Genomic DNA, 23486 nt, shown 5'->3' on the forward strand with positions numbered 1-23486 from the left:
TTTGTCAATTTTTAAGTAAATGTTTGGCAAGACAGAAAATTTGGTTTATAAAGATGTAATATGTTTTCAGGCAGCTGTGCAAGCTGCCTGAAGTTATTTTTTATTGAGTTTATGATAATGGAAATAGAAACACTGAAACTGGCCAAGGCATTGATTGCACAGCCGTCTGTCACACCAGATGATCATGGCTGCCAGCCTCTGCTGATGAGCAGGCTCAGCGCACTTGGTTTTAACATTGAAACCATGCGTTTTGGAGAGACCGATAATTTTTATGCGCGATGGGGCAATCAGGGGCCGCTGATATGCTTTGCCGGACACACCGATGTGGTACCGGCCGGTGATGAAAGCCGCTGGAACTCGCCTCCATTTACGCCGACAGAGCGTGAAGGCAAATTATTTGGCCGCGGAGCTGCTGATATGAAAAGCAGTGTCGCGGCTTTTATTACTGCCTGCGAACGCTTACTACTGCAACAGCCGGATTTGCCACTGCGTTTGGCTATGCTGATTACTTCAGATGAAGAGGGTGACGGACACGATGGCACCAAACGTGTGGTCGAAACCCTGAAACAGCGTGGTGAACTGATTGATTATTGCATTGTTGGTGAGCCTACTGCTGTAGATACACTGGGGGACATGATTAAAAACGGCCGGCGTGGCTCCTTATCTGGCACATTACGGGTGCACGGCCGGCAGGGACATGTGGCTTATCCGCATCTGGCCGCCAACCCTGTCCATTTAGCAGCGGCAGCACTGGCTGAACTCACTGCCATGCACTGGGATGATGGTAATACCTATTTTCCTCCTACCGGTTTTCAGATTTCCAATATACATGCCGGTACTGGTGCCACCAATGTGATTCCAGGCGAGCTTACTGTGCAGTTTAACTTCCGTTTTTCCACTGAATCCGGTGCCGAAAATCTACGTCAGCGTGTACACACTATCTTAGATAAGCATAATTTACACTATGATATAGACTGGACATTGTCCGGACAGCCTTTTCTAACGACTGCCGGTCGTTTAACCGACGTAGCGCAGAAAGCCATCAAGTCTGTTTGCGGTGTAGATGCCGAGCTGTCTACCACGGGCGGTACTTCTGATGGCCGTTTCATTAAAAACATAGCTCGGGAACTCATTGAGCTAGGGCCGGTTAATGCGACCATTCATCAGATTGATGAGTGCGTGGATATTACTGCGCTGGCACAGTTATCGGCAATATATGAAAACATGCTTCAGCAGCTGGCTTGGCCTGATGCCTGCCTACATAAATAAGGAGAAAATAATGAGTACGGTGAACCAGAAACATTTTTTAAAACTGCTGGACTATACGCCAGCTGAAATTCAGAATCTGCTCGACCTAGCGGCGAGACTGAAAACCGAAAAGAAAATCGGTGTGGAACAACCCCGTCTAAGCGGTAAAAACATTGCTCTGATTTTTGAGAAAACTTCTACCCGTACCCGTTGTGCCTTTGAAGTGGCAGCACACGATCAGGGAGCACATGTAACTTATCTGGACAGTAGCGGCAGTCAGATTGGTCATAAGGAAAGCATTCGTGATACCGCACGTGTTCTCGGCCGCATGTATGATGCGATTGAATACCGAGGTTATGGTCAGGAGATTGTCGAGCAGCTGGCAGAATTTGCCGGTGTGCCGGTGATTAACGGATTAACCAATGAATTCCATCCGACACAGATGTTGGCTGATTTGCTGACTATGAAGGAAAACTGTAAAAAATCTCTAAACCAGATTGCTTATACCTATGTGGGTGATGCGCGTTACAACATGGGTAATTCTTTGCTGGTAGCCGGTGCCAAAATGGGAATGGATGTACGCATCGGCGCACCACGTGCTTTCTGGCCAAACGATGATTTAGTCAGTCAGTGTCGTAGTATAGCTGAGCAGACTGGAGCGCGGATAACTTTAACCGAAGATGCAGCCGCCGCAGTCGATCAAACCGATTTTATCCACACTGATGTCTGGGTATCGATGGGTGAGGCCAAAGAAGTGTGGCGGGAACGGATAGAGCAGCTAAAGTCTTATCGCGTAGATTCACAGTTACTGGCTGCTAGTCACAATCCCAATGTTAGATTCATGCACTGTTTGCCCGCTATTCACAATCGTGATACCGGCATAGGTCAGTGGCTCTTTGAAGAGTTTGCTCTGGATGGTGCTGAAGTGAGTGAGGATGTATTTGAAAGTAATGCATCTATCGTATTTGAGCAGGCAGAAAATCGTATGCACACCATCAAAGCTGTACTGGTGGCATTACTGAGTACCTGAAAGGTTTAGCCTGCTGTCAACGGAGAGAATGGTTATGAAAGCAACCTCCAATCAGTTATTAATCAATCCGCATCATTTGGCTTTTTTATTGTCAGTGATGGTGGCCATTATGCCATTTTCTACAGATATTTATTTGTCTTCTGTGCCGGAAATGGCTTCTTCTCTGCATGCACCTATCGATCAGATTGAACGCAGTTTGGCCAGCTTTATGTTTGGCGTGGCACTGGGACAACTATTTGGGGGAGCAATATCCGATATTAAAGGACGTAAGGTCATTGCCATGATTGGCCTGAGCGTTTACCTGCTTTCAGCCATTGCCATTGTATTCATTGATTCAGCAGATGAGCTGCTGTTTTGGCGCTGGATTCAGGCCATTGGTGGCGGCATGGCTACGGTTACTGTTGGCGCAACCGTGCGTGATTTTTTCCATGGAAATGAAGCAGCAAAAATGTTTGCCACCATTGGTATCATTACCCTTGCTGCTCCGTTAGCTGCACCGATGCTGGGTACGGCGCTGGCGGCATTAGGTGGGTGGCGTGTTATTTTTATCTTTCTGCTGGTTTATGCTCTAATTGTGCTGCTATGCGTGTGGCGCTTTATGCCGCAGGTCAAAATGGATATTCAGCCGTTAGATAGTCAGGTATTTCATAAGATAAAACAGAATTTTTCAATGGTTTTCCATGAGCGCGAGGCATTGGGGTTCATGTTTTTTCAGACTGCTGCGTTTGCGGCAATGTTTGTTTTTCTCACCGAATCGTCTTTCTTATACATGAATATCTACGGCCTGAGTCCGCATGAGTATTCATGGGCATTCGGTGCTAATGTGATTACCATGATGCTCTTTAATCGGATCACAGCTTACCGTCTGCGTACGACGCCGGCACGCAATATTCTGCTTAGTGGTGTGCTGCTACAACTAGGCTGTAATTTACTGCTGACCATCGTGGTGTGGAGCATGAACCGGCCACCATTTTTTCTGCTATTGGGTCTGATTATGTTTTCCATCGGTTCACAGGGTTTAATTGGTTCCAATACTCAGGCTTGTTTTATGAGCTATTTCCGTAAAATCGGTGGCAGTGCCAATGCTGTACTCGGAACCATGCAATTTTTGATCGCCGCTACTGTTGGCTGGCTGACTACCTTGCTGCATAATGGTTCGACTCATGTGATGCCCACCATGATGCTGATTTCTACTAGTTGCGGTGCCATTTTACTATGGGCTCTGTCGCGCACTGCGTGGCAGAAAAAGCACCGTTGATTATGGGCAGCCGCAGCAGGCTGCCTTTTTCATGTTTTTCTGAACAACAATTAAAACACTACTAATTATGTCTGATAACGATAAACTCAAACCACATCGCGATGCCATAGACCAGATAGACAGCGAAATTTTGCGCTTACTGAACCAGCGTGCCAGCCACGCTCAGGCTATCGGTACTTTAAAAGGAGAAGGAATCGTCTATCGTCCTGAACGCGAAGCAATTGTTTTGCGCCGTATACAGGAGCAGAATCCTGGACCACTATCCAGTCAGGCGGTTGCCCGTTTACAGCGAGCCATTATGAGTGAATGTTTGGCGCTGGAACGACCTTTGACCATTGCTTATCTTGGTCCGCAGGGTACCTTTACCCAGCTAGCAGCGATCAAACACTTTGGTCAGGCCGCGCAGACACAGCCATGCACTTCAATAGACGAAGGATTTCGTCTGGTAGAGGCACAACAAGCCGATTATGTTGTCACGCCAATTGAAAATTCGACCGAAGGTTCCGTCGGGCGCAGCCTAGATTTGTTGGTAACCACACCATTAAAAGCTTGTGGTGAAGTTAATCTACGCATTCATCATCAATTATTGCGTATCATCGATTCCACAGAAAACATTACTAAAGTTTATGCGCATGCGCAGGCACTGGCACAGTGCCGAAGCTGGTTGGATAAAAATCTGCCCGAGCAAACAGCTCGCATTGCGGTTGCCAGTAATGCCGAAGCAGCACGGCTGGCTGCTGCTGACAGTAGCGCTGCCGCCATTGCTTCTCTAATGGCAGCAGACCATTACCAGTTGCGGATACTGGCTCAGAATATCGAAGACGAACCCAACAATACAACCCGTTTTCTCGTACTTGGGCGCAATGTCACCACTAGCAGTGGGCGCGATAAAACCTCATTGATTGTAGCTGCACCCAACAAAGCAGGTGCCGTACATGATTTGCTCCAGCCTTTTGCAGACCATCATGTATCCATGACCAAACTTGAAAGCCGCCCCAGTCGTGGTGGATTATGGGAATATGTTTTCTTTATTGATATTGAGGGCCATCAGCAAGATGCTGATGTAGCCGCCGCATTGACTGCCTTACAGCAACGTTCAGCATTCCTAAAAATAATCGGTTCTTATCCGCAGGCAGTAATATGAATGTAAAGCTAATAATTGATACTAACTGATAATATTCGCCTCTGACTTGGAGACAAAACAAGCATGAAAAATATCGTTGTCTATTGTGGTTCCAATCTGGGACAGAATAAAGCCTATTTCGATGCAGCCCAGCAACTGGGCAAAGAAATGGCACAACAAGGCTATCGTCTAGTTTACGGAGGTGGCAATATCGGTCTGATGGGTACCATCGCTTCATCTGTGCTCGACCATGGCGGAGAAGCCATAGGCGTAATTCCTGGCTTTTTGAAAAATCTTGAAGGCGCACATCCGGGGCTAAGCGAACTGTATGAAACTTCTAATATGACAGAGCGCAAAAACAAAATGATAGAACTGGCTGATGCCTTCATTGCCATGCCCGGTGGACTGGGTACCTATGAAGAATTATTTGAAGTCTTATCACAGGCACAGCTCAAGCTGCATCCTCATCCAGTAGGAATTCTGAATGTAGCCGGTTTTTTTGATCCATTGATTCAAATGTTGCAAAACACAGTTACCGCCGGTTTCATGCCGCCAGAAAACATGGATTTACTGTGTAAAGCCACAACACCTGCAGCGTTATTAGATCAGTTACGCCACTGGCAGCCGCGTGATGCGGTGAAATGGGTGACTCCGCAATGGGCGCAGCAGATAAGAGATACATTATGCTGACTTTGGCAGTACTGAATCACCTTATTCAGCAAAATGTTGAACTGAAAGCCAGCTGGCAGCAATACCAGCAACGGGTAGTAGCACTGGTGCTACCAATGCTGACACTCAAAGGCCGCATCGATGCTCAGGGTTTCTGGCAAGAAGACAACACTGAAGCTGAAACTACCATTACCATTGCTTCCACCGCTTTGACTAAAATGCTCATTGGCCAGCAACCGGGAGTTGGTGATATTGCCATTACTGGTGACCGTGCATTGGGCATGGCTATTCTGCCGTTGATACAGGCATTACAGTATGACTGGCGTGATGATTTGGCGCGGCTTTTGGGCGATGCCATCGGCGGGAAAGCAGCGCTGGAGCTGGAAAATCTATATCAGCAGGGGTGTGGCATCAGTCAGAGTATTGCAGCACAGATTGCTGACTATGCACAGGAAAGCGATGCAGTGGTTGTGAGCAAAGTTCAGTTGCAGCAGTTTGCCGCACAGGTTGAAATGCTGCGCGACGATACAGCTCGCCTTGCAGCCCGCCTCAGCCTTTTGCAACAACAGACGAAATAATACCCATTAAGCTGCCAGCGGTCATTACTGTTGCAGCAAAAAGGCTCTGGTATAATTTCAGCAGTTTTTAGTGAATTTCAACGATACAGCAAATCATGACACAACAACGCAAAATACTGGTTACCTCAGCTTTGCCGTACGCCAATGGCAACATACATCTGGGACATATGGTAGAACACATCCAGACCGATATCTGGGTACGTTTTCAAAAAGCACGTGGCCACGAATGTTATTACGTCTGCGCTGATGATACTCACGGCACTCCGGTAATGTTGGCGGCACAAAAGCAAGGCATCTCGCCAGAAGAAATGATTACCAGAGTACGGGAAGACCATCTGGCCGACTTTAGTGGTTTCGGCATTGGCTACGATAACTATTACAGCACCCATTCTCCAGAAAACGAAGCTTTATCACGCAGCATCTATCTGGCCTTAAAAGCCAATGGCAAAATTGAAAGCCGTACGATTGAGCAACTATTCGATCCAGAAAAAAATCTTTTTCTGCCAGACCGCTTTGTAAAGGGCGAATGTCCAAAATGCCATGCACAAGATCAATATGGTGATAATTGTGAAGTCTGCGGCACGACCTATAGCCCAACTGAGCTAATTAAGCCGTATTCAGCAATTTCCGGTGCGACACCGGTACTGAAAGAGTCAGAACACTTCTTCTTCAAACTTGGCGAGTGTGCTGATTATCTGAAGCAATGGACTGCCGGCAGTACTCAGCTGGCAGACGGCCGCATGCAACCGCACCTGCAGGCAGAAGCCCTGAATAAAATGAAAGAGTGGTTGGATGATGACAATCTGAGTGATTGGGACATCAGTCGGGATGCTCCTTATTTCGGTTTTGAAATTCCGGATGCACCGGGCAAATATTTTTATGTATGGCTGGATGCCCCAATTGGCTATATGGCTTCCTTTAAAAATCTGTGTAATCGTATTGGCGTTGATTTTGAGCAATGGTTCCAACCTAATACTGATACCGAAATGTATCATTTCATTGGCAAAGACATTCTCTATTTCCATGCACTATTTTGGCCGGCTACATTGAAATATGCCAATCTGCGCGCACCAACCGGTGTATTTGCTCATGGTTTTCTTACCGTTGACGGGCAGAAAATGTCTAAATCCCGTGGTACATTCATCACTGCACGTTCTTATCTAGAACAACGCTTGAATCCAGAATGGCTGCGTTATTATTTTGCTGCCAAACTCAACAGCAAAATTGAAGATCTGGATTTAAATCTGAATGATTTTATTGCCCGCGTGAACAGCGATTTAGTCGGCAAATATGTCAATATTGCCGCCCGCGCAGCTGGTTTCATCAGCAAGCGTTTTCAAGGTAAATTAACAGACGTCAGCACCAGCTCATTACTGCCGCAGTTGCAGGCACAGAGTGAAACCATTGCCGCCAGCTATGAAGCACGCGAATATGCACGCGCACTGCGTGAAATCATGGCACTGGCTGATGTGGTGAATGAATATGTCGATGCCAACAAACCATGGGAACTGGCACGGCAAGAAGGGCAGGAAGCAAGGTTACAGCAGGTATGTAGCGAGCTGATTAATGCTTTCCGTATCCTAACAGTGTATCTGTCACCTGTATTACCGCAACTGGCCACTGAAGCGGCAGCCTTTCTTAATGTGGCTCCGTTAAACTGGTCTGATAGTACTTCTGTATTACCTGCCGGACACAGCATTAATACCTATCAGCATCTCATGCAGCGTGTTGAACAAAAACAGATAGATGACCTAATTGCCGCCAATCGTCAGAATATCCAGCCGACAGCAGAGGTTCCGGCAGCCTCGTATGAACCCGTGGCTGCCACCGCTTCATTTGACGACTTCATGAAAATTGATATGCGCGTCGCCAAAGTAATGAGCTGTGAAAAAGTGGAAGGTAGCAGCAAATTACTGAAATTTCAGGTAGACCTTGGTTTTGAACAACGCACCATCTTTTCTGGTATCGCGGCCAGCTATCCAGAGCCGGAAAAACTGGTCGGCCGCATGGTTATTGTGGTGGCCAATTTCGCAGCTCGTAAAATGGCCAAATTCGGTAAGTCAGAAGGCATGATTATTTCTGCCGCCGGAAATGGCAAATTGTTTTTACTGGATGTGGATAGTGGTGCCAAACCCGGTATGAAAGTCGGTTGATTTAAGCTATAAAAAAAGACCCGTTTAATTTAACGGGTCTTTTTTTTATTGGATGTATTAGTATAAGTGACGAAATACTTATTCCATCACTTATTACCTACTATTGTCTGACAAGAGCTGTGATGCTCCGAAAGAGCTATTTGTTCAATACCTCATGTAGGCGTTCTGAATCCAAACTTTTTTCCCAGCGAGCTACCACAATCGTGGCACAGGCGTTTCCTACTAGATTGGTTAGGGCGCGGCATTCAGACATAAAGCGGTCAATACCTAGAATAAGCGCCATGCCTTCTACCGGTACAGATGGTACAACAGATAATGTAGCAGCTAGTGTAATAAAGCCAGCGCCAGTCACACCGGCTGCGCCCTTAGAGCTGAGCATGGCTACCAGCAGCAGCAGAACCTGCTGTTCCAGAGTAAGATCAATATTACATGCCTGTGCAATAAACAGCGCAGCCATTGTCATGTAAATATTGGTACCATCAAGATTAAATGAATAGCCCGTTGGTACCACCAGCCCCACAATTGATTTCTGACAGCCGGCTTTTTCCATTTTCTGCATCAGTGTAGGTAAAGCTGCTTCGGAAGAGCTAGTACCCAGTACCAGCAGCAGTTCTTCTTTAATGTATTTCACGAGTTTGATAATCGAAAAACCGTTGTAACGTGCTACTGCACCCAACACAATCAGAATAAATAACACCGAAGAAATATAGAAAGTCAGAATCAAATAGAGCAGATTACCAATCGAACTAATACCGTATTTACCGATAGTAAACGCCATGGCACCAAACGCACCTATTGGAGCCGCACGCATCAGAATAGACACCATTTTGAAAACCGGAGCCGATAAATCCTGAAAGATATTAATCAGCGGACGGGCCTTTTCACCAATCAATGCCAGTGAAATACCAAACAGAATGGCAATAAACAGAGTTTGCAAAATATTGCCATTAGTAAGCGGACTCATCGCTGTAGTTGGAATGATGTCCATCAGAAAACCAGTCAGGCTGGATTCATGTGATTTCTGTACATATTCATGTACTTTTGCACTTTGTAAAGAACTCGGGTCAATATTCAGACCATGTCCCGGCTGAGCAATATTAGCCACAATCAAACCGATAGCCAGAGCCAGCGTAGAAAAGGTCAGAAAATAAACCATGGCCTTGCCGGCCACTCGTCCCATGGTTTTCATATTGGTCATCTCAGCGATGCCGGTTACCACAGTAAGGAAAATAACCGGTGAGATGATCATTTTAACTAACTTGATAAAAGCATCTCCCAACGGCTTCATGCTTTCGCCAACACTGGGGAAAAAATTGCCAAGTAAAATACCAATAATAATGGCAATTATTACCTGTACATAAAGAACCTGATACCACCGCTGTTTTTTCGGTGGCGGATTCATTTCCTCAATTTCGAGTGGTAACATACTGATCTTTCGATGGTTTGTGTTTAAAAACTACAGAGTATAGAATTTATTATGAGCCATAAGAGACATAATTTGTTGATTATAAAGCCAACATAACTTAACAGAAAAGCATTATTAATTACTAAATGACAGTTATATGCTACTCAAGTAGAATGGAAGATAAATAATAATATAAAAACAATAGGTTAAAAAAAATTATTACCATACAGCATAATATAATTTACTTTGGTATAAATAGAAAGATTAATTATTTACAATAAAAGTCCAATAGCATATATTGCAATATATAAAAAACCGTCTGTACCACTGGTACAGACGGTTTTAAAAATCTGGTCGGAGTGAAAGGATTCGAACCTTCGACCCCCTCGTCCCGAACGAGGTGCGCTACCGGGCTGCGCTACACTCCGAAATAAGTTGTGCATTATAGGCAGCGATATGTACCTTGACAAGGGTAGTGAAGAAATAATTTGATAAAAAATGTCTATCAGCTATCAGCCCGCATACAACACAAACAAACAGGGTCTTTTTTTCAGCACTGGCAAGGTTTTCATGCTGCGCCACTTAGCAATATTCTGACTAATAATAGTTTGAGTAGGCAGCGTTAAATCCGCGGCAATACACAGACGAGTTTGAGGATGCAGGCTGGCAATAGCATCAGCAAGCAAAGCATCGTTACGGTAAGGCGTTTCAATAAAAAGCTGAGTTTCATTTTCCTGCCGTGAACGGTTTTCCAAAACGCGCAACCGTTCAATCCGCGCATTTTTTTCAGCCGGCAGATAACCTTTAAACGCAAAACACTGACCATTTGCTCCTGAAGCCATCAGTGCCAGCATAATACTGGAAGGGCCTACTAGCGGTATGACCGTAAAACCAGCCTGATGAGCCAGTGCAACCAGTTGTGCGCCCGGATCGGCCACAGCTGGACAGCCGGCCTCACTAAGTAAGCCCATACTACGCCCAGCCTGTAAAGGCTCCAATAAAGCAGCAATATCGCGTTCTAGGGTGTGTTCATTTAAAGTACGCAGATTCAGCTCCCGAATCGGCGTATGTACACCAAACGCTTTTAAATGTGCCCGTGCAGTTTTTTCTGCTTCAACCACAAAATCAGTCAAATCAACAATATATTCCCGTTCATGTGCCAGCAGGCAAGGCGTATCTGCTGTACCCAATGGTGTAGGAATCAGATAAAGCACCGGATTACTCATAGAACTTTAATTCCTTCTGCCAGCAAAAAATCCACCAGACGAAAAATTGGTAAACCAATCAATGCATTTGGGTCAGTGGTTTCAATCTGTTTAATCAACAGTGCTCCCAGTCCTTCGCTTTTTGCCGCTCCTGCACAGTACACCGCATCTGCTTCCAGTGTTAAATAATGATTAATTTGTGTATCAGTCAGTGCGCGCATTTGTACGCGAGTTTCATCAATATGCTGATGCTGACGCTTTTCAGCTACATTCAGCAGAGTTAGCGCACTATAAAATATCACTTCCTGACCACTTAAATATTTCAGCATCTGTTGTGCTTTTGCCACGGTCAGAGGTTTGCCTAATTGCTGTTCACGGCACCAAGCTACCTGATCGCAGCCGATAATCAGTGCTTCCGGATAAAGCTCAGCCAGTGACTGTGCTTTACCTCCAGCCAGACGCAATGCAGTCTGTGGTGCGGTTTCTGCCGCAAGTGGTGTTTCTTCAAAATCAGGTTTAACCGCTTCAAATGGGATATTCAGCTGCCTAAGCTGCTGCTGTCGAAAACATGAACTTGAAGCCAGAATCAGCTTTTTCTCATTCGGCATAAGTGCGAACTCATTGACATGATAAAGCTTAAATTATATCATCCGCCGTTTATGTTAGACCCTATTTTGATTGATACGGCGACGTTCACACGTGAACAGCAACAACTCAGCGGTCAATTGCAGCTTCAAGCACTGGATCGGCGGGTCTGGTCACATGAACTTTTAGCACAACGCGATGGCGTTATCCAGTATAAAGTCAGCGGAGGTATTGACCGTTGGCAGCGTCCTTTTATCGATATCAGTATAGAAGGTGAACTAAAACTGGTGTGTCAGCGCTGTTTACAGGCTGTTTCCTGGACGCTGAATGACCAGTCGCGTGTGGTGCTGTTTGCCAGCGAACAGCTATTGGACGAGGCCATGGCCGCTGATGAAACACTCGAAGGCGTGGTATGGAGTGCAGAATATAATCTGACTGCGCTTCTGGAAGACCAGATTTTAATGGCCATTCCGGTAGCTCCGCGACATGAAGACTGTGATCACACTCTGGCAACCAAAACCAATCAAGACGCTGGCAATCCATTTGTCAAACTGGCAGGACTGAAAAGCGGCCACTAACGAATTTACCTAATTTTCCAGGAGCTTTAACATGGCAGTACAACAGAACAAAAAATCACCTTCAAAACGTGGTATGCACCGTTCCCATGACGGACTGACCGCTGTACAGGTGTCTACTGACACCGCTACCGGCGAAGTACATCTGCGTCACCACATTTCCCCAAACGGTATGTACCGTGGACGCAAGGTAATTAAAGCCAAAGGTGAATAACTCACATCTGTGATTATTCAGAGCGTATGAAAGCCAGACATTGCTTGTGCAATCACTGGCTTTTTTGTATCCATAATTAGCAGGATATATTTTCCAGCTAAAATAATACTTTCACTTTACCAGCAGCCATCAGCGGCCTGCTGTATATTGACTCGAGTTTCCCATGAAAAAAATCTGGTATAACTACGAAGACATACATCGAGCCATCAAGCAATTGGCCGAAAAAATTCAGAAATCAGGACAATCATTCGATGCAATGATTGCTATTGGCGGCGGCGGATTCATTCCGGCACGTATCTTACGTAGCTTTCTGAATATTCCTGTTTATACCGTTACATTGTCTTATTACGATATCAATGACCGTCCAACTGACTGTCCGCAGAAAATTCAATGGACAAATGGCTTTGACGAGAAAATGAAAGACAAGAAACTGCTGATTGTTGACGAAGTAGACGACAGTCGAGCCACGCTCGAATACTGTGTTCGTGAATTACAGCATGAAGGATTTCAGCAGCTTGGTGTAGCCGTGCTGCATGAAAAACGCAAACCCAAAAAAGGGGTGTTGCCAGCAGATTTACCTTTTTACAGTGCCATTCAGGTTGATGACTGGTGGATTAACTATCCATGGGATGCCCTTGATATTGATGAGCATTATGAAAATGTAGCTGCGCAGACAACTCCTGAGGCATAGGTTATGACCTTAAAAACCATCGCAGTAGATGCAATGGGTGGTGACTTCGGATTGGATGTGACCATTCCCGGAGCGCTGACATTTTTACAGCAGCAGACTGATGCAGCCCTGATTCTGGTCGGAGATGAAACCAAAATCAGAAATGCTTTGATCAAAGCCAATGCTTCACTGGAGCGGATTACAATCTGTCCGGCCAGTGAAGTCGTCGGTATGGATGAAGAGCCAACTTCAGCACTTAAGAATAAAAAAGATTCTTCCATGCGTGTGGCCATCAACCAGATTAAAGAAGGGCAGGCGCAGGCTGCTGTGTCAGCCGGTAATACCGGCGCTCTGATGGCAACTGCGCGCTTTGTCCTGAAAACCATTGCCGGTATTGACCGGCCGGCAATAGCTAAGTTTTTACCTGGCCGCAACAACCACATGACACTGGTGCTGGATTTGGGCGCCAACGTTGATTGTAGCAGTGCTCAGCTTTTACAGTTTGCCATTGTAGGTAGCCAGCAAGTAGCCGCTCTTTCGCCTGAAAACACTCGACCGCGGGTGGGATTGCTCAATGTGGGCACAGAAGATATCAAGGGTAATGCCACGGTAAAGGAAACGCACCAGCTAATACAGCGCAGCGATTTGAATTTTGTTGGCAATGTAGAAGGCAACGCTATTTTTACATCTGAGGTGGATGTGCTGGTTGTCGATGGCTTTACCGGCAATGCCATGCTTAAAAGCATTGAAGGTGCGGTTAAATTTGTTGGTACAGTCGTTAAGGAAGAATTCACTCGGAGCATATACAACAAACTGGCTGCGTTGATTGCTTTACCTACCCTCAAAGGATTTAAACGCCGCCTCGACCCGCGCCGCTTTAACGGTGCTATTTTTCTGGGTCTGCGTGGCGTGGTAATCAAAAGCCATGGTGGTACCGATGCTATTGGTTTCTGTTTTGCCTTGCAGGAAGCTTACAAAGCCATTAAAGCAGATTCAATCACCAAAATTCAGGCTGGTGTGGCGCAGCAGCTGGCTGCACTGGAAGAATAATCACTCTGTGACAAAGGCAGACAAGTTAAATGACTTTGTTTAAAATGTGGCCTTTGTTGTAAATAAAGACTATGCCATGCTAAATGCTCATATTCTGGGTACAGGCAGTTATCTGCCTGCACGCCGGCTGACTAATGATGACCTGAGCAAAATCGTCGATACTTCTGATGAATGGATTGCTACCCGAACAGGAATTAAAGCGCGCCATATTGCCGCAGAAAATGAACAGACCAGTGATTTGGCCGTTGCTGCAGCCAAAGCAGCGTTGGCCGATGCAGCCATAAGTGCAAAAGACATTGATCTGATTATCGTGGCTACTTCTACACCGGATATGACATTTCCGGCTACCGCTTGTATCGTACAAAACAAACTTGGTATTGCCGGCTGTCCGGCATTTGATGTTCAGGCAGTTTGTGCCGGATTCATGTATGCCATGGCTACAGCCAACGCTTATATCAGAAGTGGAATGGCGAAGCGCGCACTGGTAATCGGAGCCGAAACATTTAGCCGGCTGCTGGACTGGAATGACCGGCGCACTTGTGTTCTGTTTGGTGACGGTGCCGGTGCAGTGATTCTTGGTGCTTCCGAACAGGAAGGTGGTATCATTAGTACCAAATTACAGGCAGACGGCAGTTATAGCCAAATTCTGCAAACACCGGGAAAGATTGCTGCCGGTTCTATAGAAGGTTCGCCATATCTCTACATGGATGGACAGGCAGTTTATAAATTCGCAGTTAAAGCACTGGCCAATGTGGCTAGAGAAGTGATCGAAGAATCCAATCTGCAACCAGCTGATATAGACTGGATTATTCCGCATCAGGCTAATCTGCGTATTATCGAATCCACAGCACGCCATCTGGGAGTGCCTATGGATAAAGTAATTGTTACGCTGTCAGAGCAGGGTAATACTTCAGCAGCATCTATCCCACTGGCTCTTGATGAAGGTATTAGAAGCGGACGAATCCGCCATGGCCAGACATTGCTGCTTGAAGGAATAGGAGGCGGATTCGCCTGGGGAGCCATTACCCTGAAATACTAACCTTGTTTTTCAGAGTCGGATTATGCTACCTCAAACTGCATTAGCAAGTATGTATCCAGTTGTCATGTCTCCCAGCCATGATGGCCGTTACTTCGGCAATTATGTGCAATCGTTACTGGCTTTAGTGGATACACATAGTCGTGCCGGTTTTCCCCTTCAGGTATTCATGCATCAGGGTGAAAGCCTGATTACACGAGCCCGTAATAACTGTGTTGCTGAGTTTATGGCTCATTCCGAATGGACGCATCTGTGCTGGATAGATACGGACATCGGATTTTCAACCGAAGCATTTCAGCGCCTGCTTCTGTCTGATCGTGATATTGTTGCCGGTGTGTATCCGCTCAAGCGGGAATCTTGGCCGCCTGATGGTATTGATGCGCATATGACCCAGCAGCAGTTTAATGCTGCTTATACACGCTATACCATTAATATCACTCGCGAAGATGAGAATCGTGAAGTGCATGTAGAGGTTGATGACGAAGGGTTTATTGAATTACCAGAAGCACCGACAGGTTTTATGGTGATAAAACGTCAGGTTTTTACCCGTCTGATGGAAGCTTATCCCGAGCTGCAATATCAGCCTGATTCGCTTGGTGTAGCCAATCAGGGCTATCACTACCGTTTTTACGATTGTTTGGTTGATCCGCAGACCAAACGTTACTTATCTGAGGATTTCAGTTTTTGCCGTTTATGGAATCAGCTAGGCGGCAAAGTCTACATAGATGCGCAATCTAATCTCACTCATATGGGCAATAAAATCTATAAAGGGCCGTTTACCCAGACTCTAGAAGCCAATCTGGCTTATGCAATAGGTGCACCGGCTGGAGCAAAAATGTATCTGCATCATAATCAGCCTCTGCAAGCCAACCTACCGCCACATTTATAATTAATCAGAAGTCAGTTTTATTCATATCAAGGAAAACAATGAGTATTGCTTTTTTCTTTCCCGGTCAGGGGTCTCAAAGTCTCAATATGATGGCCGGTTTCAATGACATGCCTGTGGTTAAAGAAACATTTGACCAAGCCTCAGCAGTGCTTGAGCAGGATTTATGGGCGCTGATGAATGGCGAAGATACTGCTGCTCTGAATGAAACCATTAATACCCAGCCACTGATGCTGACAGCAGGTATCGCTACATGGCGTGTTTATCAGCAGCTGCATGGCCAAAATCCTGTTATGCTAGCTGGCCATAGTCTGGGTGAGTATACAGCTTTGGTTGCAGCCAGTAGTCTGGCCTTTGAAGATGCTGTAAAACTGGTTCGCCTGCGTGCTGTGCTGATGCAGGAAGCTGTACCGAACGGTGAAGGTGCAATGGCCGCTATACTAGGACTGGATGATAATGGTGTACGGCAAGTATGTCTGCAGGCACAGACCGAACTGTCCGGATCTGTTGTCGAAGCAGTGAACTTTAACTCGCCCGGACAGGTAGTGATTGCCGGTAGCACTGAAGCAATTAACCGCGCTTGTGAACTGGCTAAAGCAGCTGGCGCTAAACGTGCTTTGCCATTACCGGTTTCTGTACCATCACATTGCAGTCTTATGAAACCTGCTGCGGCTAAACTTGCTACCGCGTTGGCACAAACAGAAATCAAAACGCCAAAAATTCGAGTATTACATAATGTGGATGTGGCTGTGCATAGTGAGCCGGAAGCAATCAGGCAGGCATTGGTGCAACAGTTGTATTCACCGGTACGCTGGACAGAAACCGTGAGCAAACTGGTCACAGAGGGTATTACTGAATTTGCAGAATGTGGTCCGGGTAAAGTACTGGCCGGTCTGGCTAAGCGTATAGATAAAAGTGCCAGCTGTACTGCATTTACGACTGTTGAGACCATTGAAAATTTTATTACTGCACATGCAGCTAGCTGAAAGAAAAAATAATGAATCAGGATTTAACAGGAAAAGTCGCACTGGTAACTGGAGCTACTCGTGGCATTGGAGCGGCAATTGCCCGCTTTTTGGCAGAAAAAGGTGCAAAAGTCATTGGTACTGCCACATCTGCTTCAGGAGTAGCCAGTATTAATCAAGCACTGTCTAAATTCGGTGGAGAAGGGCGTGAATTACGCATCGCTGAAGAAAACAGTATTGAAAATCTGATAGCAGATATCGAAAGTAATATCGGCAATATCGCCATACTGGTAAATAATGCCGGTATAACTCGTGACAACCTTATGATGCGCATGAAAGAAACCGAATGGGATGAAATCATGCAGGTCAATCTCAAATCTGCTTTCCGTGCCAGTAAAGCTGTCACTCGCAGCATGATGAAAGCCCGCTGGGGACGTATTATCAATGTGACTTCAGTAATCGGTTTCACCGGCAATGCCGGTCAGACAAACTATGCGGCGGCCAAAGCTGGTTTGGTCGGATTTAGCAAATCATTGGCACGGGAAGTCGGTTCGCGTGGTATTACCGTAAACTGTGTGGCTCCAGGCTTTATTGAAACCGATATGACACAGGCACTGCCACAGAAACAACGAGATTCCTTTGTCGCACAAACTGCATTACATCATTTCGGTACTGTTGAAGATGTTGCTGCAGCGGTATTGTTTCTTGCTAGTGAAGAAGCACGCTACATCACAGGACAAACTATACATGTCAATGGAGGCATGCTGATGCCATAATCGCTGATTATAGTGATTGAAAAGCCATTTTGTACATTCTGTATAAAATGGCTTTTATTTTAAAAAATTGATTAAATTGAAAAATCTTCTTCAAAAGGTGAATAAAGCGCAGACTCAATCAGTGAGCGAGTAAGCCGCGGTGCATACAGAGTCAGAAACTCGTAGCCAAAGCCTCGAAGATAAACATCATGTCTGAGAATAATCTGTGAAAATGAAGGCTCAAATAGATGTTCGGCACTCAGTATCTGTAGTCCTTGATCCTGTAAGCTGTCAAAAGCCATACTGGCGATCAGTCCAATACCCAATCCTTGTTTAACATAGGTTTTGATTACATCGGTATCAGCCGAAGCCAATGCTACTTTAGGTATATTACAGCCTTCCTGAGTAAAAGCGCGGGCAATTTTAGATTGTTCACTAAACGCAATATCATAGGTAATCAAAGGATATGCAGCAATGTCTTCTAGCCGTAATGGTCGGTTGAGACTCAGCAGCGCATGATTATCTGGAACAATTACACTGCGATTCCATGCTTCACAACTTAGTTTACGAAGTTCAGGGTGTTCAACTTCCATTTCCATACCGATGGCAAAATCCACTTCGCCATCCAATACCATATGGCTAATAGCTTTCGGACTAGCAGTATGAATACTCAGCTGTACCTGAGGATAGCGTTCAACAAACGCCGCTACAACTTTTGGTAATGCATAACGTGCCAAAGTATGAGTGGTGGCAATCGTAAGAAAACCAATATTTTGGTCAGCAAATTCAGTACCGATGCGTTTGATATTTTGTACTTCACGCAATACCCGCTCGGCGGTTTCCAGTACAATTTTGCCCGGAGCTGTTACCGCCACCATGCGTTTACCATGGCGGATAAACAGTGGCACGCCCAGTTCTTCTTCCAGCATGCGAATCTGTTTTGAAATCCCTGGCTGGGAAGTAAACAGTACTTCTGCTGCTTCCGATACATTCAGATTCTGACGATATACTTCTACCGCATAGCGCAACTGTTGCAGCTTCATATTGTTTCTGCCCCTTTAAGTTTGGCATTATTTACTGTCGCTCAAATACAACAAAAAAGCTTCTTTATCTGCATCATAACTCAATTTACCCATTCTGACATGAGACACTTTTATTGCTGGCTTAACAATTTCTCAGCTTAATCCGTTTGCTGCGGCCTATCAGGCAGGCTATGGCTTCCTTGTTGTTTTAATGCAACTTAATTAGCGTAATGGTGTGAATTTAGTTGTAAATAAGTGACACAAAGTTGTTTTTTAGGCATGATGCACAGTTAGGAAGCGGGTCGTCTAGCAGCTTAGCCTTGGTAGTTTGCATATTGACAGTTTATGCTGCGGTTTTTTATAGTATAGACCTGATTTACCAAGCTACCCGCCCGGTTTGAGCGGCCTGTAAATGGTATTTGTGTATTGATCAGGCTTATTTCTGGCTGAATCAACACATAACAAATTTTTTGATGAGGGAATAACATGACCAAACAGCTAAAATTGAGCGCATTGATTGTTGCTATGGCTGCTTCAACTGCCGCTTTTGCCAATGGTGTTGTACCGGGTGCCGACTGGACCGGTGAACCTGCTGGTGCTTACAATGGCTATACTACCAGTTCTGCTCCTGAAAAAGGTACTGGCGAAATTCTTGTCACTCGTGAAAATGGTGCTGATGGCACCCCTGAGTGCGTGAAAAACCGTTTCAACGACGATAAAGATCCTACTCTGGGTAACAACTGTGGTCACCCTGTAGTTCAGGCTGCTCCAGAAGCACCGAAATTTGTTGATGAAACTGTTTCTTTATCAGCTAACTTCTTGTTTGGCTTTGATAAATTTACACTTCGTCCAGAAGCTATTGATACTCTGAATCAATTGGCTACCCGTCTGGCTGACAGCAGCGTACAGGTTGTACGTGTTGAAGGTCACACAGACTTTAAAGGTTCTGAAGCTTACAACAAAACCCTGTCTGATCGTCGTGCTCATGCTGTTGCTGAATATCTGGTTTCTAAGGGTGTTCCTGCTGAGAAAATCTCTGCTGTTGGCTTGGGTAAATCCGAAGCTCGTATGACCGAATCTTGTCAGGCTGAAGTAGCTAAACTGGGTAAAAAAGTTTCAGCTGCTAAGAAACGTGCTGCTTTGATCGAATGTATCGCACCTGACCGTCGTGTAGACGTTAAAATCCGCACCATGGTAGCTAAAAAAGTTAAATAATTTTAGCTTCTTTGGTAACAAAAAACCCTGCTATGAGCAGGGTTTTTTGTTTGAGTTTGAACTATGCAATAATGTTCTAACGATAAAAAAATGATCTGTTCAACCATCTTTTGAGAAAAATCTTATTGGAACTAATGCTTGCAGTGAATCAAAATATTTATGTAAATATATGTTATTATGAAAAGGGAAATAATCAGTATTTACTAAGAATTGATAGATTTTAATTGTATTGTTTAAAAGTATTATTCAGATTGGCTTTGATCAAGCATAAATATTGGGGAAGTAGCATTGATAAGTAATGCTTCAGGAACAATTCTGCGCATCATAATGGCAAATTTAAAACAAAAACTATATGTAATCTGTTCTAGACTCAAACAATCAAAATTGCTGTTTTTATGTATTTGCTGTTGTGTGCTGGCGGCGTGTGCGGCACAGTTTCAGCGAGTTCCTGATGCAACAGGAGATAAAAAACATGTAGCAGTAAAGTTTCAGCGCCAAAATACGGCTCCACAAACTGGCATAGTTCTAGTGCAGCCAATGGATTTGCAAGTGGGTGATATTTTATTTTCCGCCGATTCCAGTTTTAATTCGCGCGTACTACGTCTATTTGGTAATACATCGATTAGTCATGCCTTTCTATACTTGGGAGAGGGTGAAATTGCCGAAGCTGTTGGCAGTGGTGTGCATATTATGTCACTTGCAGAAAGTGTGGATGAAAGCCCCTTACTGGTGGTTTATCGCCATCCGCAATTAACCGAGTTGCAGGCAGAAAAAATTCGTGCTTTTGCTCAGGCTGAAGCGGGTAGTAAATACAATTATCTAGGTATTGCCAAACAGACCCCATATACTATTACTCGCAAAGTATGTGAGCTGCCCGTTATACCTCGTGCCTTTCGCCATTTATGCTTGAATACCATGGCAGTGGTGCAGGTCACCCCTTTTTCTTCTGACCGCTATTTCTGCTCCCAATTTGTGGTAGCAGCGTATCGTTATGCTGGGCTGCCGCTAACCAATACGCCTGCTGAATGGGTAGCGCCTGCAGATTTACTTCATATGCGTAGTGGTGATATACCTTCTGTCGTACCAATTTATCCTTTGCATTATGTTGGCCATTTACGCTGTAAAACATCATTATGGCAACGCACTTGTACCCTAGCGGATATCTAAAAATTTATGCTGTTATGGTTAATCCAGAAAACAATGGGCTGTTCTGAACCCATCTAAAGATGAAAGATACTGCGGTTGTAAATAATTTATCAGCAATGGTGTATCTTTGTTGATTAGCATACTCAAATTGTATTTTTGAAATAAATATAATATTTTTGCTTAATCAAGGCTGATTAAGTAGAGTAGAAAATAAATAAAAGAATGGGTCTGGTATTTACTGCACAAAAATCAAATTTTATTGCATTAATTTGGTTGCTTTATTTTGTGATTAATCAATGCTCAGACACAGAATTGAAACGGAATGGTTTCAGCCAGTGTGGCGGGCGCAAATAAAAAATGTAACACCCTTCTTCCATTGGTCTGGATTGCTTTAGAAGATGAATGTACGATAAGTGGACGCATGATTACCGCATCTCCTTTCACTACTGTACATTCCTGCTCACCTATTTGGTCGCGAATCCGAGGCAAATCTGCTTCTGCTATTTTTCCATCACGGTGTGTACCTGCAACCACTTTCAGTGGCCCATGCTCATGTAAGCAATCGTCAATATGTACCCTCACTGCGACCAATTGTTCCATATATTGTATGGGCGGTTGTACAAACAGCATATTCTGTTTGTGAGACCAGCCGCTAAACCCTTCTGCGGATAAGTAGTGTCTGACAGGAATGCTTAAATCCTGATGTAAAGCCACCAACCAGTTTTTTTCAGCCGTTTTTTTAAAATATGTACATTGTATGGCTACAGTATTTATTGGCAGCAAATGCGCAAGCTGAGCATTCATTTTTAATGTTTCAGCTAGCTGCTGGCACCACGGCTGGGTGAGTAATTCCCGGCTTCCAGCATTAGTTAATTTAAATTGTATTAGTTGCTGTTCGATTTGAGATAGCTGGTCTTCTGTTATCAGCCCTTCGATGATGGTAAAGCCATGGCGACTAAAATTATCTGTTTTATTCATTAATCAACTCATCATTATGTATTTATACAAATAATATAACGATTCATACGGTAATGATACATATCTATCATTATTGATAATGCTTCGTTCTGAAGCGTAATTTTCTCTTTATCTCTCTAATGTAAGTCTATAAGCTTATGAAGTGCTGCAAGCTTGATTTTAAATATTTACTCACAGAAATTGATCGTCTTAATGTATTAAAAACAAAATTTTTATATCTTCAAATTATGTTGGTTAAGATATTAGGTTCTATCTTGGTGCAAATGATTGCAGGTAAAAATAAAACCGGATAGTGAACCAACACTATCCGGTTTAAAGCTTAATAAATATTACAACGTGTCTTTTTTATCGGTTAATTGCGGCAGCAATGCATCTTGATTAACTGATAACAGCCCACTTTGTGTATAAATACCGAGTTTATTGCGTGTATCGATAATATCCAGATTGCGCATAGTGAGCTGGCCGATACGGTCGGCAGGAGAAAAAGCGGCATTATCAACTTTTTCCATGCTAAGCCGTTCTGGCTGGTAGGTAAGGTTCGGAGATTCGGTATTGAGTATGGAATAATCGTTGCCGCGACGTAGTTCCAATGTCACTTCACCAGTAATGGCTTTGGCTACCCAACGCTGAGCTGTTTCGCGCAGCATAAGTGCTTGTGAATCAAACCAGCGCCCTTGATACAGTAATCTGCCTAAACGCAGACCATTAATACGATATTGTTCGATGGTGTCTTCGTTGTGAATACCCGTCAGCAGGCGTTCATAGGCAATGTGCAGCAAAGCCATTGCCGGTGCCTCGTAGATGCCGCGTGATTTGGCTTCTATGATGCGGTTTTCAATCTGGTCGGTCATACCGAGACCATGGCGCCCACCAATACGATTGGCCTCCATAATCAGTGCTACAGGATCATTGAACTCAATTCCATTCAATGCCACTGGTACGCCTTCTGCGAAACGAACACTTACTTCTTCAGGTTTAATTGTTATCTGTTCATCCCAGAATGCTACGCCCATAATGGGCTGCACAATTTTCATGCTGCTGTTGAGCATTTCCAGATCTTTGGCTTCATGGGTTGCGCCCAGCATGTTGGAATCAGTGGAGTAGGCTTTTTCTACAGACATTTTGTAGTTGAAGCCCTGAGCTATGAGAAATTCAGACATTTCATGTCGTCCGCCCAGCTCGTCTATAAACTGTTGATCTAGCCACGGTTTATAAATGCGTAAAGCAGGATTGGTTAACAGTCCGTAGCGATAGAAACGTTCTATATCATTGCCTTTGTAGGTTGAACCGTCTCCCCAGATATGCACTTCATCTTCTTTCATGGCCGCTACCAGCATGGTACCGGTCACGGCACGCCCTAATGGTGTGGTGTTGAAATACGGCATACCGCCGGTGTGAACATGAAAGGCACCGCTTTGAATAGCGGCGATTCCTTCATGTGCCAGCTGTGTGCGGCAATCAATCAGGCGAGCCTTTTCTGCACCATATTCTAGTGCCTTTTTAGGAATGGCATCATAATCATCTTCGTCCGGCTGTCCTAGATTGGCTGTATAGGCGTAAGGTAATGCGCCTTTCAGTTTCATCCACAGCAAAGCTGTAGAAGTATCCAGCCCGCCGGAAAAAGCGATACCGACTTTCTCGCCAACGGGCAGGTGTTGCAAAATGGTGCTGTGATTACTCATATTGACTCCCTTGAGTGATGTGCTTACTGAAGCTGTAG

General features: G+C 44.8%; 23 protein-coding genes and 1 tRNA gene. 17 read left to right on the plus strand and 7 right to left on the minus strand.

Going from position 1 to position 23486, the window contains the following annotated elements:
- Nucleotides 1–111: 111 nt before the first annotated feature.
- The 7 genes from dapE to metG all read left to right on the plus strand — a co-directional run bounded on the left by dapE (nucleotide 112) and on the right by metG (nucleotide 8059).
- Nucleotides 112–1269 (plus strand): succinyl-diaminopimelate desuccinylase, encoded by a 1158-nt coding sequence (gene dapE, locus J3U67_RS05355; protein WP_416384676.1) that lies wholly within the window; start codon nucleotides 112–114, stop codon nucleotides 1267–1269.
- A 10-nt stretch (nucleotides 1270–1279) separates the two neighbouring features.
- Nucleotides 1280–2278 (plus strand): ornithine carbamoyltransferase, encoded by a 999-nt coding sequence (gene argF / locus J3U67_RS05360; protein ID WP_267404152.1) that lies wholly within the window; start codon nucleotides 1280–1282, stop codon nucleotides 2276–2278.
- 34 nt (nucleotides 2279–2312) lie between these two features.
- Nucleotides 2313–3536 carry a multidrug effflux MFS transporter gene (locus tag J3U67_RS05365; RefSeq protein WP_267404154.1) on the plus strand — a complete coding sequence of 408 codons (1224 nt, stop codon included), beginning with the start codon at nucleotides 2313–2315 and terminating at the stop codon, nucleotides 3534–3536.
- A gap of 67 nt (nucleotides 3537–3603) precedes the next feature.
- Nucleotides 3604–4680, plus strand: a complete 1077-nt coding sequence (gene pheA / locus J3U67_RS05370) for a prephenate dehydratase (protein ID WP_267404156.1) — start codon at nucleotides 3604–3606, stop codon at nucleotides 4678–4680.
- A 63-nt stretch (nucleotides 4681–4743) separates the two neighbouring features.
- Entirely contained in the window at nucleotides 4744–5349 is a 606-nt protein-coding gene (locus tag J3U67_RS05375) for a TIGR00730 family Rossman fold protein (RefSeq protein ID WP_267404158.1), read from the plus strand.
- Complete coding sequence (locus tag J3U67_RS05380; RefSeq protein ID WP_267392147.1) at nucleotides 5343–5906, plus strand: ubiquinone biosynthesis accessory factor UbiJ; 564 nt, start codon at nucleotides 5343–5345, stop codon at nucleotides 5904–5906. The genes J3U67_RS05375 and J3U67_RS05380 overlap by 7 nt, the downstream gene beginning before the upstream one ends.
- A gap of 95 nt (nucleotides 5907–6001) precedes the next feature.
- Nucleotides 6002–8059 carry a methionine--tRNA ligase gene (gene metG / locus J3U67_RS05385; RefSeq protein ID WP_267404160.1) on the plus strand — a complete coding sequence of 686 codons (2058 nt, stop codon included), beginning with the start codon at nucleotides 6002–6004 and terminating at the stop codon, nucleotides 8057–8059.
- A gap of 136 nt (nucleotides 8060–8195) precedes the next feature.
- Here the strand turns inward: metG and J3U67_RS05390 are convergent, their stop codons facing one another.
- The 4 genes from J3U67_RS05390 to J3U67_RS05405 form a co-directional block, all read right to left on the minus strand.
- Nucleotides 8196–9485 carry a dicarboxylate/amino acid:cation symporter gene (locus J3U67_RS05390; protein WP_100140473.1) on the minus strand — a complete coding sequence of 430 codons (1290 nt, stop codon included), beginning with the start codon at nucleotides 9483–9485 and terminating at the stop codon, nucleotides 8196–8198.
- Nucleotides 9486–9815: 330 nt separating this feature from the next.
- Nucleotides 9816–9892, minus strand: a tRNA-Pro gene (locus tag J3U67_RS05395).
- Between the two features lie 84 nt (nucleotides 9893–9976).
- Entirely contained in the window at nucleotides 9977–10690 is a 714-nt protein-coding gene (locus J3U67_RS05400; RefSeq protein WP_267404162.1) for an SAM-dependent methyltransferase, read from the minus strand.
- Nucleotides 10687–11277 (minus strand): Maf family protein, encoded by a 591-nt coding sequence (locus J3U67_RS05405; RefSeq protein WP_267404164.1) that lies wholly within the window; start codon nucleotides 11275–11277, stop codon nucleotides 10687–10689. The genes J3U67_RS05400 and J3U67_RS05405 overlap by 4 nt, the downstream gene beginning before the upstream one ends.
- Nucleotides 11278–11328: 51 nt before the next feature.
- Here J3U67_RS05405 and J3U67_RS05410 point away from each other — a divergent pair, with 51 nt between their 5' ends.
- From J3U67_RS05410 to fabG, 8 genes are all read left to right on the plus strand, one after another.
- Nucleotides 11329–11832: a YceD family protein gene (locus J3U67_RS05410; RefSeq protein ID WP_267404166.1), complete on the plus strand. Its 504-nt coding sequence runs from the start codon at nucleotides 11329–11331 to the stop codon at nucleotides 11830–11832.
- A gap of 31 nt (nucleotides 11833–11863) precedes the next feature.
- The gene (gene rpmF / locus J3U67_RS05415; protein WP_100140470.1) at nucleotides 11864–12043 is read left to right on the plus strand and encodes a 50S ribosomal protein L32; all 180 of its coding nucleotides are present in this window, start codon (nucleotides 11864–11866) and stop codon (nucleotides 12041–12043) included.
- Nucleotides 12044–12206: 163 nt separating this feature from the next.
- Complete coding sequence (locus J3U67_RS05420; RefSeq protein ID WP_100140469.1) at nucleotides 12207–12734, plus strand: phosphoribosyltransferase; 528 nt, start codon at nucleotides 12207–12209, stop codon at nucleotides 12732–12734.
- A 3-nt stretch (nucleotides 12735–12737) separates the two neighbouring features.
- Nucleotides 12738–13763 (plus strand): phosphate acyltransferase PlsX, encoded by a 1026-nt coding sequence (plsX, locus tag J3U67_RS05425; protein ID WP_267392154.1) that lies wholly within the window; start codon nucleotides 12738–12740, stop codon nucleotides 13761–13763.
- 76 nt (nucleotides 13764–13839) lie between these two features.
- Entirely contained in the window at nucleotides 13840–14802 is a 963-nt protein-coding gene (locus J3U67_RS05430; protein ID WP_267392155.1) for a beta-ketoacyl-ACP synthase III, read from the plus strand.
- A gap of 22 nt (nucleotides 14803–14824) precedes the next feature.
- On the plus strand, nucleotides 14825–15688 hold the full coding sequence (locus tag J3U67_RS05435) for a hypothetical protein (protein ID WP_267404168.1): 864 nt from the start codon (nucleotides 14825–14827) through the stop codon (nucleotides 15686–15688).
- A 38-nt stretch (nucleotides 15689–15726) separates the two neighbouring features.
- A complete protein-coding gene (fabD, locus tag J3U67_RS05440) occupies nucleotides 15727–16671 on the plus strand; it encodes an ACP S-malonyltransferase (protein WP_267404197.1) in 945 nt (314 codons plus the stop codon).
- 8 nt (nucleotides 16672–16679) lie between these two features.
- Nucleotides 16680–17426: a 3-oxoacyl-ACP reductase FabG gene (fabG, locus tag J3U67_RS05445; RefSeq protein WP_267404396.1), complete on the plus strand. Its 747-nt coding sequence runs from the start codon at nucleotides 16680–16682 to the stop codon at nucleotides 17424–17426.
- A gap of 71 nt (nucleotides 17427–17497) precedes the next feature.
- On the opposite strand, the gene J3U67_RS05450 is transcribed toward fabG, so the two are convergent.
- Nucleotides 17498–18448 carry a LysR substrate-binding domain-containing protein gene (locus tag J3U67_RS05450; protein ID WP_100140464.1) on the minus strand — a complete coding sequence of 317 codons (951 nt, stop codon included), beginning with the start codon at nucleotides 18446–18448 and terminating at the stop codon, nucleotides 17498–17500.
- 465 nt (nucleotides 18449–18913) lie between these two features.
- On the opposite strand from J3U67_RS05450, the gene J3U67_RS05455 reads away from it, so the two are divergent.
- Both J3U67_RS05455 and J3U67_RS05460 read left to right on the plus strand, forming a co-directional pair.
- On the plus strand, nucleotides 18914–19642 hold the full coding sequence (locus tag J3U67_RS05455; protein ID WP_100140463.1) for an OmpA family protein: 729 nt from the start codon (nucleotides 18914–18916) through the stop codon (nucleotides 19640–19642).
- 327 nt (nucleotides 19643–19969) lie between these two features.
- Nucleotides 19970–20809 (plus strand): hypothetical protein, encoded by an 840-nt coding sequence (locus tag J3U67_RS05460; protein ID WP_267404198.1) that lies wholly within the window; start codon nucleotides 19970–19972, stop codon nucleotides 20807–20809.
- 279 nt (nucleotides 20810–21088) lie between these two features.
- Here J3U67_RS05460 and J3U67_RS05465 read toward each other — a convergent pair whose 3' ends face one another.
- Both J3U67_RS05465 and argG read right to left on the minus strand, forming a co-directional pair.
- Entirely contained in the window at nucleotides 21089–21766 is a 678-nt protein-coding gene (locus J3U67_RS05465) for a phytanoyl-CoA dioxygenase family protein (RefSeq protein WP_267404199.1), read from the minus strand.
- 329 nt (nucleotides 21767–22095) lie between these two features.
- Nucleotides 22096–23448, minus strand: a complete 1353-nt coding sequence (gene argG, locus J3U67_RS05470; RefSeq protein WP_267404200.1) for an argininosuccinate synthase — start codon at nucleotides 23446–23448, stop codon at nucleotides 22096–22098.
- Nucleotides 23449–23486 lie beyond the last annotated feature (38 nt).

It is taken from the genome of Snodgrassella sp. B3837, assembly GCF_026535955.1.
Taxonomy (GTDB): domain Bacteria; phylum Pseudomonadota; class Gammaproteobacteria; order Burkholderiales; family Neisseriaceae; genus Snodgrassella; species Snodgrassella alvi_E.